Annotated in this window: 11 protein-coding genes and 1 riboswitch; of the genes, 5 read left to right on the forward strand and 6 right to left on the reverse strand. The window is 65.5% G+C overall.

Going from position 1 to position 11,761, the window contains the following annotated elements:
- Window positions 1–192 precede the first annotated feature (192 nt).
- Entirely contained in the window at window positions 193–1,311 is a 1,119-nt protein-coding gene (ald, locus tag AB4068_RS07395; protein ID WP_284988959.1) for an alanine dehydrogenase, read from the reverse strand.
- A gap of 220 nt (window positions 1,312–1,531) precedes the next feature.
- On the opposite strand from ald, the gene AB4068_RS07400 reads away from it, so the two are divergent.
- Window positions 1,532–2,746, forward strand: a complete 1,215-nt coding sequence (locus tag AB4068_RS07400; RefSeq protein WP_306963614.1) for a PucR family transcriptional regulator — start codon at window positions 1,532–1,534, stop codon at window positions 2,744–2,746.
- Window positions 2,747–2,904: 158 nt separating this feature from the next.
- On the opposite strand, the gene AB4068_RS07405 is transcribed toward AB4068_RS07400, so the two are convergent.
- Window positions 2,905–4,020 (reverse strand): hypothetical protein, encoded by a 1,116-nt coding sequence (locus tag AB4068_RS07405; RefSeq protein WP_441433036.1) that lies wholly within the window; start codon window positions 4,018–4,020, stop codon window positions 2,905–2,907.
- A 14-nt stretch (window positions 4,021–4,034) separates the two neighbouring features.
- Window positions 4,035–4,180: riboswitch (cyclic di-AMP (ydaO/yuaA leader) on the reverse strand.
- Window positions 4,181–4,264: 84 nt separating this feature from the next.
- Window positions 4,265–5,389, reverse strand: a complete 1,125-nt coding sequence (locus AB4068_RS07410) for a flavin-containing monooxygenase (RefSeq protein WP_441433037.1) — start codon at window positions 5,387–5,389, stop codon at window positions 4,265–4,267.
- A 40-nt stretch (window positions 5,390–5,429) separates the two neighbouring features.
- Between AB4068_RS07410 and AB4068_RS07415 the strand changes: the two genes are divergently transcribed.
- Window positions 5,430–6,050 (forward strand): TetR/AcrR family transcriptional regulator, encoded by a 621-nt coding sequence (locus AB4068_RS07415; RefSeq protein ID WP_441433038.1) that lies wholly within the window; start codon window positions 5,430–5,432, stop codon window positions 6,048–6,050.
- Between the two features lie 5 nt (window positions 6,051–6,055).
- Here the strand turns inward: AB4068_RS07415 and AB4068_RS07420 are convergent, their stop codons facing one another.
- Window positions 6,056–6,451, reverse strand: coding sequence for a helix-turn-helix domain-containing protein (locus AB4068_RS07420; protein ID WP_284988963.1), 396 nt, complete (start codon window positions 6,449–6,451; stop codon window positions 6,056–6,058).
- 60 nt (window positions 6,452–6,511) lie between these two features.
- Between AB4068_RS07420 and AB4068_RS07425 the strand changes: the two genes are divergently transcribed.
- Together AB4068_RS07425 and AB4068_RS07430 are read left to right on the forward strand one after the other, a co-directional pair.
- Complete coding sequence (locus AB4068_RS07425; protein WP_441433039.1) at window positions 6,512–7,288, forward strand: TetR/AcrR family transcriptional regulator; 777 nt, start codon at window positions 6,512–6,514, stop codon at window positions 7,286–7,288.
- Window positions 7,289–7,401: 113 nt separating this feature from the next.
- Window positions 7,402–8,658: an acyl-CoA dehydrogenase family protein gene (locus AB4068_RS07430; RefSeq protein WP_441433054.1), complete on the forward strand. Its 1,257-nt coding sequence runs from the start codon at window positions 7,402–7,404 to the stop codon at window positions 8,656–8,658.
- Window positions 8,659–8,867: 209 nt separating this feature from the next.
- On the opposite strand, the gene AB4068_RS07435 is transcribed toward AB4068_RS07430, so the two are convergent.
- Both AB4068_RS07435 and ptsP read right to left on the reverse strand, forming a co-directional pair.
- Window positions 8,868–9,146, reverse strand: a complete 279-nt coding sequence (locus tag AB4068_RS07435; protein WP_441433040.1) for an HPr family phosphocarrier protein — start codon at window positions 9,144–9,146, stop codon at window positions 8,868–8,870.
- Between the two features lie 39 nt (window positions 9,147–9,185).
- Entirely contained in the window at window positions 9,186–10,874 is a 1,689-nt protein-coding gene (ptsP, locus tag AB4068_RS07440; RefSeq protein ID WP_441433041.1) for a phosphoenolpyruvate--protein phosphotransferase, read from the reverse strand.
- 117 nt (window positions 10,875–10,991) lie between these two features.
- On the opposite strand from ptsP, the gene AB4068_RS07445 reads away from it, so the two are divergent.
- Window positions 10,992–11,714, forward strand: coding sequence for a TetR/AcrR family transcriptional regulator (locus tag AB4068_RS07445; protein WP_059388720.1), 723 nt, complete (start codon window positions 10,992–10,994; stop codon window positions 11,712–11,714).
- Window positions 11,715–11,761: the final 47 nt, after the last annotated feature.

Below are 11,761 nucleotides of genomic sequence, written 5' to 3' on the forward strand. Positions count from 1 at the left end.
TTCAACGCTCGCTCAGAAGATCTGAGCGAGCGTCGGGCCAAAATGCCCTAAAAGTGAGCGAGCGTCGGGCCGAAATGCCCTAAAAGTGAGCGAGCGTCGGTGGGGACCACGACGGCGGGGTGCCGCTTCCCGTGGAAGCCGCACCCCGCCGTCGTGATCGCTAAGCCGCCCCGGTGAGGGGCGGAGAGGAAACTATGCCGAGACCAGGTTGTGCCAATCGGCGACGAGGGGCAGGTTGTGCGCCTCGGAAACCGAGCGGTGCGTGACCTTGCCTGCCGCGATGTTGAGGCCGGCCGCCAGTGCGGGGTCGCGGTCGAATGCAGCCCTGACGCCCAGGTTGGCCAGTGACACCGCGTAGCGCAGGGTGACGTTGGTCAGGGCGTAAGTGGAAGTGTTCGGAACGGCGCCCGGCATGTTGGCGACGCAGTAGAAGATCGTGTTGTGGACCTTGTACGTGGGTTCCTGGTGCGTGGTGGGGTGCGTGTCCTCGAAGCAGCCGCCCTGGTCCACTGCGATGTCCACCAGCACGGAGCCGGGCTTCATGCGGGAAACCAGCTCGTTGGTGACCAGCTTGGGGGCCTTGGCGCCCGGGATCAGCACGGAACCGATGACGAGGTCGGCGTCGACCACGGACTTCTCGATCTCGTATGCGTTGGAGGCGACCGTCTTCAGGCGGCCCTGGTAGAGGGCGTCCAGTTCGCGGAGGCGGTTGATGTTGATGTCCAGGATGGTGACGTCGGCGCCCAGGCCCAAGGCCATGGCGGCGGCGTTGGTACCGGCAACACCGGCGCCGAGGACAACAACCTTGGCCGGGCGGACGCCGGGTACGCCGCCCAGCAGCACACCCTTGCCACCGGCCGGAGCCATGAGGGAGGAAGCGCCGACGACGACCGACAGGCGGCCGGCAACCTCGGACATGGGTGCCAACAGAGGCAGCGCGCGGCCGTCCTGGACGGTTTCGTAGGCGATGGCCGTGACGCCGGAGTTGATGAGTTCCTGGGTCAGCTCGGCCTCGGCGGCCAAGTGCAGGTAGGTGAAGAGGATCAGGCCCTTGCGGAAGCGGTGGTACTCGGCCTTGATCGGTTCCTTGACCTTCATGACCATGTCAGCGCGTGCCCAGACGTCGTCGGCCTCGGCCACGATCTCAGCGCCGGCAACCGAGTATTCCTCGTCCGTGATACCGGAGCCCAGGCCTGCGCCCCGTTCCACCAGAACGGTGTGGCCGTGGGTGCGGAACTCGTGAACGCCCGCGGCCGTGATGGCAACGCGGAATTCGTTGTTCTTGATCTCTTTGGGGACACCGATGATCATTTTGGGCTCCATCTTCGAAAGGCTTCAACGGCCTTTTTCTCTGCGGGGGACTGTGCTTCCAGAATAAATCCGCTGTGAGCCAGCCGACAGGAAAGGCGATCGTCACGGTTGCCGACTTCCCCGGAATTCCGCGGTTTTTGCCGCCCTCGACTCGACATTTGTCGATATTGAGGGCGTCAGGTGTCGCCTGATGTTCGTGGGGCAAAGTAGTGTTTTCTCCATGCAGCAAGACGTGGAGAAAATCGTCGAGGACGTAGCACTCAAGTTGGGCCGTGGCCTCTCCTTGGAAGACCTTGACGGCGTGCTGCTCGCCTACAGTTCCAACCAGTCCCACGCCGACCGTGTGCGCGTGAATTTCCTCCTGAGCAAGCGTGTCCCGGTGGACGTCAGCGCCTGGCAGCTCTCGCACGGCATCGCAACCGCGGTGCGTCCCGTCGTCGTACCCGCCAATGAAGAACTCGGGATGGTCGGGCGGGTTTGCGTCCCGTTGCTGGTGCGCGGATTCCGTGTGGGATACCTCTGGGTCCAGCAGGACCTTGACGAGCAGACCGCGACGGCGATACTCGCCGAATTGCCTGGTGTCCGGGACGAGTTGGACCTCCTCGCGGGGTTGCTGCTCGATTCCAATACGGCGGAATCGGAGTTCCGGCGCCGCCGTGAGCAGGAATTCCTCGCTGCATGCCAAGGCGAGTCCAACGCGGTGGCGGCCGTGGCGGGATGGAAGGAGATCCAAGGCAGGGGACCGTGGCAGCTGGTTACCGTGCTCGATGCTGCGGACAGTGGCGGTGTCTCTGATCCGATCGCGGCGACCCTGACACACCGTTCCGCCGCACTGCAGGCCACTATCGGGGTCGATTCCGTGCTTTTCAGCGCCGGGACTGAGACGCACTCGGTCCTGTTGTTCCGCGAAACGGGCGGACGGGCAGAGCATGCCCAGGTCCTGGTCCACTATCAGCTGGAACTCGCCAAGCGCGCCGGCCGAAAAGTGGACCGCGTCATTCTTGGCATCAGCGAGCCGTTTGCGGCTATTCGCCAACTGGGCCGGGCGTACCGGCAGTCGAAGCTCGCGGCCCAGGCTGCCGCCGTCGATCCTCCGCTCGGCGAGCTCGTGGACAGCCGCTCGGCCGGGATCTATCAGTTGTTCGAACGGCTACAGGCGCCCGGGGGGTGGGACGATTCGGGTTCCGTGCACTTCCAGGAGATCGAGGACGCCGACCGCAACGGCGAGCTGCTGCCCGTGCTCGAACTGCTTTACGACAGCGACGGCTCCGTTCAGGATGTGGCCTCGAAGCTCCACCTGCACCGCAGCAGCATCTACAACCGACTGGCCAGGGTCCGCCAGCTTATCGGAGCGGATCCGCTGAATGGCGCCACCCGGCTCGAACTCCACGCAACGCTCAAGGCGCGCCGCTGGGCTGGCCGACCGCGGATTTGAAGCGCAGGTACCGGAAACCGCGCTGGCCTACTTGTTGAACTGCCTCAACTGAAGGCTGCAGCGCCAGCGGTCCGGGCGGTGCTGAATCATCTGCGTCCAGGTGTTCCGGCAGCATCGTCCGTGCCACTCGACGGCAAATGCTCGATGCCCTCCCATCCTCACTGCAGTGCCTTGGTTGCTGCGTCCAGAATCGACCCAAGATCGACGCCCGGTTGGGTAGGCGGTGGCGTCGGTGTGGGGCTGGCCGGGGTCCGTGGCTTCCAAGAACCTGTGGGTGCGGGAGTCGGAGACGCTGGATCCGTCGGATCCGGTGTCGGGGTTGGGCTAGCGGGTCCGGTCGGACCGGGGCTGGGAGCCGGCGCAGGCTGGGCCGGAACCGGGGTGGAAGGAACAGGCGCCGGGGTGAGGCTTGGGGGCAGCGCTGACGGGAGGGCAGGAACCTGAACGGAGATCGATGGTGCAGGGACGCTCGACGATTCGACAGCTACCGGTCCTTGCGGCGAATGCTGCGCCGGGTCCCCGGCCTGGCCGGACTTGGCGCTCGGGGTAGCTGCCGAAGGTGATTCCGCAGCGCTGGGGGAGGTGCTTGGCGTCGTGGAAGGAGCGCTGGATTGCGTGGAGTCCTGGCTGTCTGCGCTGGCAGCGTTCTGGGCACGGGATTCCTGGCCGAAGAAGGGCAACTCGAGGGCTTGTCCCAGGGAGCCGGCGGCCAACAAGATGCCTAGGGCACCTGTCACCACTGCCATTCGGTTGCTCATCGTCCGGACGGCGGCGGCCTTCTTGAGGACGGCGTGTGGTTCACGGCTGAAGGAGGAACCGGTAAGGGGCGCCAGACCGGCGCCGGCGCGGGTTGCCGCGGGAAGTGCCGTTGTGGCTGCGTTCTCGGTTTTGGCCGACTCTGCTGTCGCGCGAGCCAAGGTCGCAGCAGACACCGTCGGTATGGCCGCGGTGGCCGGCTCAGCTGTCGCAGGAGCCGCGGTCTCGGCAGCGACAGTCGGTATGGCCGCGGTGGCAGGTTCTGCCGCCGCGGCAGGCACTGTTTCAATGGCCGCAGTTTCGCTGGCTTCTGAGGCCCGCTTCCGTTCGGCCGCCCGGGCGGCCGCGCGCGTGGTGGGTGCCGCCGTCGTCGGGGTTGCGGCGGTGGTGGGTGCCGCCGTCGAACTCAAAGGTTCGGAAGCCGGCGCAGCGATGAACGGTTCGCTGTCTGTGGCCCGACGACGTCCGGTTGGTTTGGTGCTCTCGCCCGCCACTTGGGCACGGCGAGGCTGATCCATGGTTGGGGACATGGTGATTGCCTCTCAACGCCTTCGAGGTTAGCTGTCGGGTTCGGACGAGGCCGTCCGGCCGCGCGTGGCGGCTTCACCCCAAGGGCCTGAAGTGGGCCCGGAGACTCTGGGTCCCCCGTCTCTGCCGCGGGTCTGGCGGATTCCGGGTTGCGGCAGAGCTCGGCGTCAACCCGGAAGCGGCCCGGTTGGGGACTGGGTCGCCCCTCGACGTTACAACAGCCGGCATGCAAAGTCACATTTGAATAACGGGCGCGGTGACCCGTTTTTGCCCGGCCTGGCCGGCGATGAGTCCCGCGACGTGTTCGGCGTCGCGGCCGACCCCGCCCACGAGCCCGGAGGTCAATCCGTATTGGAAGGGCATGCCCACAAAGAACAGTCCTGGGAGTTGTTCTACGGCGCCCCGGAGGGTGAGCGGCCAGCCGTCCTCATCCGTGGGAAGTCCTTGGATCCAGCCAAAGTCCGGTTGGTAACCAGTAGCCCAGATGACCGTGGACACCGGTATCGCGTGGCCTTCATCGGTCAGGGGTTGGCCATCGCGCGTGCCCTTCAGGCGTGGTAGGCGGGTGACTCCCGCGGCGTCGAGCTCTCGCGTTGAGGTCCGGATCAGTGGCGCGCCATGCTGGGTGAACCCGAGCGCGACCTTGCGGCCGACAGGGGTGGATCTGTTCAGCACCTTGTGGATGAAGAGCCACCAAAGCCCGCCGGCGTATCGCGTCACGGGGCCTGGAATGTGGAACGGAGGGTTTCCTGCGATGTAGGTGCGGTGCGTGGGTGCGAGCTCCAGGGCGATTTCGACGCCGGAGGTGCCGGAGCCGACCACCAGGACATCTCCGGGCGGAATTGAGTCCGGGTTGGAGTATTCCGCTCCGTGCAGTTGGTGGATGCCTGGATCGAGATCCCTGGCGAACGCCGGGACCCGTGGCTGTGTATTCGGGCCCGTGGCAACAACAACGTTTCTCGCCAGGATCGACCCGGCGCTGGACTGCACCCGGAACCGGCCGTCCTCCCGCTCGATGCCGACGACGCGGGCGCCATGGCGTACCGGGAGTTCCCAGTTCGTGGCGTAATTCTCGAGGTATTCGGCCATGGCGTCTTTGCCGGGAAAGGTCCCCCGGGCGGCTGGAAACGGCAGGCCGGGAAGGGAATCGTGCTGCGCCGGGGTGAAGAGACGCAAGGAATCCCATCGGCTCCGCCACACGTCGCCGACGCGGGCCTGCGAGTCCAGGATGAGGAAATCTTGCCGGTGTTTCTTCAGGTGGTATCCGGTGGCGAGGCCCGCCTGCCCGGCGCCCACAATTACCGTGTTCACTGCCTCATTGCTGTCCATCGCGAAGCCTCCTGAGGTGTCCGAGGTCATTAGAATAGCATTCCAGTCACTGGAATGCTATTCTTTTTTCGTGGAAATCCGGCACAATGACAGGCGCTTAGCTCAAGCTGTCGCAACCAAAGCTGCCGTGGTGGAGGCCGCCCGTCAGCTGTTTCTGAGCAAAGGGTATGTGGCCACCACTATCGGGGCCGTTGCCGAGCAAGCAGGTGTGGCCGTCCAGACCATCTACAACTCCGTGGGCAACAAGGCTGCGCTGCTCTCCGCCGTGGTTGACGCGACGGCGGCGGGTCCGGATGCTCCTCGCGCCGTGCCGGAGACCATGCGCGAGCGGACTGCCGCAGCCGCCGACGCCGGAGCGGTCCTGGCGCTGTTGGCCGACTGGTTTGCCGAGGTGAATCCGCGGAGCACCCAATTGTTCACCGTCATGCGGCAGGCCTCCGCCGTCGACGCCGAAGCCGCAAAAGTGGAGCGGGACCGGGCCGAAGCCCGGCTACGGAACTATGCGGAAGCTGCGGCCGCGCTCAGGCGGCGCGGGGCACTGAGCTCCGGCATGAGCGACGAGCAAGCCGCTGCCGTGATCTGGTCGGTGGGTCATCCGGACACCTACCGGTCACTCGTGCTGGACTTCGCCTGGGGATTGGACCGCTACCGGGATTGGGTCCACGCTGCGCTCAAGGCGGCCCTTGCGTAGCTTTTCTACTTGTTGCTTTCCTCTTCCGCCGCGGCCGTCTTCTTCTGGGTTTCCAGCCACGCCATGATGTCCGCGAGCCTGATGCGCCGATGCGTGCCGCGGTATTCCACCGGGATTTCGCCACGGTCAGTCATGTTCCGCAGGTAGGTGTGCGAGATTCCCGCGAGTTCGGCCGCCCTCGACGTCGTGAGCATTTCCTCGACGCTGCTCACGGTCACAGCTTCACCTCGGCCCAGCCTGCCAAGGAGGTCGACGACGGCGTCCCTCGCCTCATCCGGCAGCCGGTGGACCGTGCCATCCACGAAGACGGTGATGTCGTTGCTGTCCTGGAGTGAGCGCGCCAGGTTGCGGGCGTCGTCCGCGGGCAAGCCAGGCGTCACGCGGGGAGCTATCAATGCCATGGCAGAAGCCTAGCCGCGCTCAAGGCTGTGCGGTTACGCCGCCGTGTTAGATTCACGCCTATGGTCAACTACCCCGCCAATCCGGATCCCGCGCTCGCCGTGGCCGCGGCAATCGATCTACTGGTGCGGCAAGGCTATGACGCGACCTCCGTGGACGACCTTGCCGATGCAGCAGGGATCAGCCGGAGCACGTTTTTCCGCAAGTTCGGCTCCAAAGAAGACATTGTTTTCGCTGATCACGACCGTATTCTGGCGCGGGTCCAGGAGCTCCTTGCGCGGACGACGGCGGATCCGTTGCGTGCCGTCGTGGATGCCGCGCTCTTGGTTTTTGGCCACCATGTGGGCAACCGGAAAACCTCCCTCGCCCGCTACGACCTTCTGCATCAAGTGCCGGCCCTTCGTGATCGTGAACTTGTCATGACGCATCGCTATCAACGGGCTTTCCGGAATCATCTTCTTTCCGCGTTGCCCGAGGGCGAAAGCCGCGAGGTCACGGCCGTGGCCTTTGCCGCTTCGGTGGTTGCTGTGCACAACAGCGTCCTGCGCCAATGGCTGCGGGCGGTTTCTGCTGGCGAACGCGAGGCGGATGCGGAGCGCGTCACGGGCGCGGAGCGCGACGGGCGGGAAGCTGAAGCCGGGGAGTTGGCCACCAGGCTCGGGCGTGAATTGGGCGCGTTGGCGGACACGTTCGCCCGTGTTTCAACCGGCGAGGCGGGTAGCGACGCAGCCGGTGCTGCGTCCGCGCAAGGCGGCCGACCCGCCGTCGTGGTTGCTGTCCTCGATCCGGCAGCGGGTACGGAAGAGATCATTCAAGCGGTTCGGGACGCGCTGGCTTAGTTCGATCCAGCAGAGTCCATGGTTGGAACTGAGTTCCTTGACATGAAACTGAGTGTCAGCGCATGCTGGGAGTCGTAGATCGCAACCCCGAGCGAGGATCCCCCATGACGACGATGTCCAACAGCGCTTCCGAGGAACTGGATGCCATATTCCCGGTCGGCGCAGCTTTTCCGGCTGGCACCATGGAGCCCGAGTATGTCCTGAACGAATCCCTGGACCCGGACCCGGCCTCCGTCTTCAAGGACGTTAGCCGCGAAGACCGCGCCTACTGGGACCGCGCGCGGACCTTTGTCCAGGACGACGTGCTCCCGGTCATCGCGGGGTACTGGGAGCGCGCGGAGTATCCGCTCCATCTGGTGAAGCGCCTGGGTGAACTTGATCTGCTGCGCGACGGAATCAACGTCGACGGGTTCCCGGCCATGAGCAAAACCGCCGCCGGACTGGTCACCATGGAACTGAGCCGCGGGGACGGCTCCATCGGCACGGTGGTCGCTGTCCAGGGCGGCTTGGCTTTGCGGTCCGTGGCGGAATGCGGTTCCCCAGAGCAGCAGGACCGTTGGCTTCCCGTGCTTTCCCGCGCCGAGGAATATGGCGCTTTCGCCTTGACCGAGCCCGCGCACGGTTCCGATTCGGTGGGACTCGAGACGACTGCGACCGCCGTCGATGGCGGCTATGTGCTCAACGGTGAAAAGAAATGGATCGGCAACGGCTCAATCGGCGGGCTGACCGTCGTCTGGGCCCGTGGCGACGACGGGCAGGTTCACGGATACCTCGTCCCCCAGGATTCCCCCGGGTACTCCGCCACGACCATTGAAGGCAAGCTGTCACTCAGGGCAATCTGGCAGGCACACATCCGCCTTGAGGATGTCTTCGTCCCGGCGGAAAACGCGCTCCCGGGTGCCCGGAGTTTCAAGGACACAGCCCGGGTGCTCTTGGCGACCCGGCTGGGAGTGGCCTGGTCCGCCGTCGGGCACGCCACTGCCTGTTACGAAACCGCGGTGCAGTACGCGGCCCAACGCCGGCAGTTCGGCCGCCCACTGGCCGCTTCGCAGATTGTGCAGGAGCGACTTGCCCGGATGCATTCGGAGCTCGCCACCATGCAGCTCATGGTCATGCAGATGACCAAGCTGGACGATGAGGGCGTGCTGACTCCCGCGCAGGCGGCGCTCGCGAAGTTCACCTGCACTCGCACTGCCCGCAGCATCGCCTCGAACGCGCGCGACTTGCTCGGTGGCAACGGGATCTTGTTGGCCAACCGCGTGGCCCGGCACTTCGCCGACATAGAGGGCATCCATACCTATGAAGGCACAGAGACTGTCCAAGCGTTGATCATCGGACGCTCGATCACGGGTATCTCCGCCTTCGCCTAAGGCGGTATCCCCCGCCCCCGGCGCGGCCCCCCAGACGCTCGCTCAGATATGAGCGCAATCGACGTAACGCTCGCTCGCTAATCAACGGTGAGCGAGCGTCTGGCGGGAAGCCACCGTATGTGAGCGAGCGTTTCAGGGGAGGCCACCATATGTGAGCGAGCGTTTGACCGGAAGCCACTGTATGTGAGCGAGCGTCTGGCGGGAGGCGCCTACTCCGCGTCGAGGTCCGTTTCCAACAGTGTCACCAGGGAATCGAGGGCAGCGTCGGCGCCGTCGCCCTCGGCCCGAAGCACGACGACGTCGCCCTTCGCCGCGCCGAGCGTCATGAGCGATAGGATGCTGGCGGCGTCGAGCGCGTCATCGTCAGGCGAACCGGCCATCGCGATGGTCACTTCGACCGGGGATTCCCCTGCGGCTTCGGCGAAGATCGCCGCCGGACGGGCGTGCAGTCCGGAGCGGCTGGCGATGGTGGCGGTGCGTTCGGGCATGGTTTCTCCTTGTGTTCAGGTGGGGCAGTACAGCTGGGCTCAGAGCCCGAGTTCTTCGAGGATCGGCAGTTTGGCGCGGACCCAGGCTTTCGCGTCAAGCGCATCGGGTGCGCTGAGCGCCAGCCGGGCCAGCTCTTGCGCTTGTTCCAGCGTCACCGTTTTGAGCACGGTTCCGACGGCGGCCAGCGAGCGGGCGGTCATGGAGAGCGTGGACACGCCCAGGCCAACGAGCACGACGGCGAGGGCCGGGTCCGCGGCAGCCTCACCGCAGACACCAACCGGTTTGCCGTGGCCCTCTTCCGCCGAGCCTGCCACCGTCAGCTGAACGAGGCGCAGGACGGCGGGCTGCCACGGGGTGTTGAGTTCGGCGAGGGGGCCGAGTTGCCGGTCGGCGGCCATGGCGTACTGGGTGAGGTCGTTGGTGCCGAGGGACGCGAAGCCCACGTGTCGGAGGACCGACGCCGAGGTCAATGCCGCGGAGGGAACTTCCACCATCACGCCGGGCGTCTTGATTCCCGCGGCATCGCACATCGACGCGAAATGGGCGGCCTCGGCGGCGGTCGAGATCATGGGTGCCATGACCCACACCTCGGCTTCTGTTTCGTCGGCAGCGATGGCGATGGCCTCAAGCTGGCGATCCAAAACACCGGGCGTGGTGAAATCGGTGCGGTAGCCGCGCACCCCGAGGGCAGGGTTGGGCTCAGTGGCGTCGGTGAGGAAGGGGAGGGGCTTGTCAGCGCCGGCGTCGAGGGTACGGAGTACAACCTTTTTGCCCGGGAAAGCGTCGAACACGCCCCTGTACGCGGCGGCCTGTTCCAGCACCGTCGGTTCGGTGTCGCGTTCCAGGAAGCAGAATTCGGTGCGGAAAAGGCCCACGCCCTGGGCACCGAGCGCAGCGGCCGCGGCAGCGTCCTTGGCGCCGCCGACGTTGGCGAGGAGGGGCACCAAGTGGCCGTCCGCCGTCGCGCCGTTTCCGTCAAAGACCGCCAGAGTGGCGGCGTTTTCGACCCATGCGAGGGCGGCCGCGCGCTGTTCTTCGCTGGGTTCGAGGGAGAGTGAGCCGGCTGCGCCGTCCACAAAGACTTCTGCGCCGTCAGGAATTTCGTCCACACCGCGGGCCGCGACGACCGCGGGCAGGCCGAGCGAGCGCGCGATGATCGCGGTGTGGGACTGCGGTCCGCCGCCCGAGGTAACCAGTGCTGTCACGACGGCGGGGTCCAGCGTTGCGGTGTCGGCGGGAGCGAGGTCTTCGGCCACGAGGATGAACGGAGTGTCCGACGCCGGGATCCCAGGGGCGGGGACTCCGCGAAGTTCGGCGACGATCCGCGCGCGGACGTCCAGGACGTCGGTGGCGCGCTCGGCCATGTATCCGCCCAGGTTGTGGAGCATTTCGGACACGGAGGCGCCGGCTTCCCAGATGGCGCGTTCGGCGGAGCTGCCGTTGTTGTTGATGAGCTTGGTGGCCGATTTCAGGAGCATGGTGTCCTTGGCCATGAGCGCGGTGGCTTCCAGCACGGCCTTACCGTCGCCGCTGGCCTTGTCCGCGCGTGCTTTGAGTTCGTCGTGGACCGACTGTGCCGCCGCTTTGAGGCCGGCGACGGCGTCTTCCGCGGTTGTCGATGCGGCGAGCTGCTCGCCCGACGGCGGTTCGCTGACTGGTTTGGGCATCTGACGGATAGTGCCAATGACGCGGCCCGGGCTAACGCCTACTCCTTGGAAATTCTGCACTGAAATCCTCTGTTCCTGCTCTCGGATCGGACCCACCGGCTGCGGCGCCTCGGGGTCCGAAAAAATCTCCTGTGACTCACTTCATATAGCGTTGCTATAGGTGCTAGGGTAGCGGCTATGAGTTTCGATGACCAGCTTCCGCCCAAAACTCGGCTGCTCCGTGCAGCTGCCGAGTTGCTGGCGAATTCGGATGGGTCGCCGGTCTCTACGCGCCAAATCACCAAACTTGCCGGCGTCACGGCGCCCACGCTTTACCACCACTTCGGCGACAAGGAGGGGCTGTTCGACGCCGTCGTTGCAGCCGGCTTCGAGGAGTACGTGGCGGGAGAGCGGGACTTCGCACCCTCCGGGGTCCCCCTGGAGGATGTCCGCCGGATGTGGGACAACCACGTCCAGTTCGGACTTACCCAACCGCACCTTTACCTGGTGATGTTCGGCAACATCCGTCCGGAAAGCAGGCCGGCCATCGTGGCTGATGCCGAGTCGCTTCTGGAGGAGATGCTGAGCAAGGCGGCCATTGCCGGGCAGATCAACGTACCCCCGCGTGAGGCGGCCAGAAGCATCCTGGCGGCCAACGTTGGCGTCACGCTCATGCTCATCGCAGAGCCTTTGGAAGACCGGAACCTCGAACTCTCCACCATGACCCGGGATTCCATGATTTTCGCCGTGTCCACGGAAACAGCCCGTGGCGCCGCAGCAGACGACTCCGGCAAGTCGTCCGTTGTTGTTGCGGCAATCGCGCTGAATGCGGCACTCCAAGCCTCGCATTCAGACCAGCTATCCAGTTCGGAACTGAAGCTGTTCCTTGAATGGCTTCACCGAATCTCCAGCAGCTCCTAGAGCTGTCCTCCTTCGATAGATATCGACTGATTCCGCATTGATGCGGG

It is taken from the genome of Arthrobacter sp. 2RAF22 (assembly GCF_052115325.1).
GTDB lineage: Bacteria > Actinomycetota > Actinomycetes > Actinomycetales > Micrococcaceae > Arthrobacter.

Excerpts from the sequence above, each read along its gene's own strand:
- ald (WP_284988959.1), bottom strand. The coding sequence starts at position 1,311 with ATGATCATCGGTGTCCCCAAAGAGATCAAGAACAACGAATTCCGCGTT.
- AB4068_RS07400 (WP_306963614.1), top strand. The coding sequence starts at position 1,532 with ATGCAGCAAGACGTGGAGAAAATCGTCGAGGACGTAGCACTCAAGTTG.
- AB4068_RS07405 (WP_441433036.1), bottom strand. The coding sequence starts at position 4,020 with ATGGATCAGCCTCGCCGTGCCCAAGTGGCGGGCGAGAGCACCAAACCA.
- AB4068_RS07410 (WP_441433037.1), bottom strand. The coding sequence starts at position 5,389 with ATGACCTCGGACACCTCAGGAGGCTTCGCGATGGACAGCAATGAGGCA.
- AB4068_RS07420 (WP_284988963.1), bottom strand. The coding sequence starts at position 6,451 with ATGGCATTGATAGCTCCCCGCGTGACGCCTGGCTTGCCCGCGGACGAC.
- AB4068_RS07425 (WP_441433039.1), top strand. The coding sequence starts at position 6,512 with ATGGTCAACTACCCCGCCAATCCGGATCCCGCGCTCGCCGTGGCCGCG.
- AB4068_RS07430 (WP_441433054.1), top strand. The coding sequence starts at position 7,402 with ATGTCCAACAGCGCTTCCGAGGAACTGGATGCCATATTCCCGGTCGGC.
- AB4068_RS07435 (WP_441433040.1), bottom strand. The coding sequence starts at position 9,146 with ATGCCCGAACGCACCGCCACCATCGCCAGCCGCTCCGGACTGCACGCC.
- AB4068_RS07445 (WP_059388720.1), top strand. The coding sequence starts at position 10,992 with ATGAGTTTCGATGACCAGCTTCCGCCCAAAACTCGGCTGCTCCGTGCA.